The organism is Paraburkholderia sp. NMBU_R16 (assembly GCF_013282575.1).
Taxonomy (GTDB): Bacteria; Pseudomonadota; Gammaproteobacteria; order Burkholderiales; family Burkholderiaceae; genus Trinickia.
Genome location: NZ_JAAAYE010000341.1, coordinates 1 through 327, shown reverse-complemented (window position 1 = coordinate 327; position 327 = coordinate 1). Strand labels below are relative to the sequence as shown.

The following is a 327-nucleotide window of genomic DNA, read 5'->3' as shown; positions in this document are numbered from 1 at the left end:
ACGACGTTCCAGATTCGAATCCGCCGGTGAAGCACAGCAGCCGATGGGATCGACTTACTGACCGCGTACTAGCTGCTCGAGCAACAGCGGATCCAAAACCCTCTAATCCAGCCGAAGGAGTCGTAGTATGAAGCCAGATAGTTGGCCCACACACACCAGCCGCTACGATCGAAGTAGAGCACCTTTATTTGCGTAGCACGACGATTGATGAACGCGAACAAATGGCCCGCCAGCGGATCGACCGGCATGCCGTGGCGCGCAATCGCGTACAGGCCATCGAACGAGCGTCGCATGTCGACCGGCGCACCGTACAGGAACACACGCACC

The 327-nt window shown here is 58.1% G+C and carries 1 protein-coding gene; it reads right to left on the bottom strand.

Annotation, left to right across the window (positions count from 1 at the left end; all coding sequences use genetic code 11):
* Positions 1-68: 68 nt before the first annotated feature.
* Positions 69-327, bottom strand: a 259-nt coding sequence (gene tnpB / locus GWC77_RS28495; RefSeq protein ID WP_173263001.1) for an IS66 family insertion sequence element accessory protein TnpB, incomplete at its 5' end; no start/stop codon positions are given.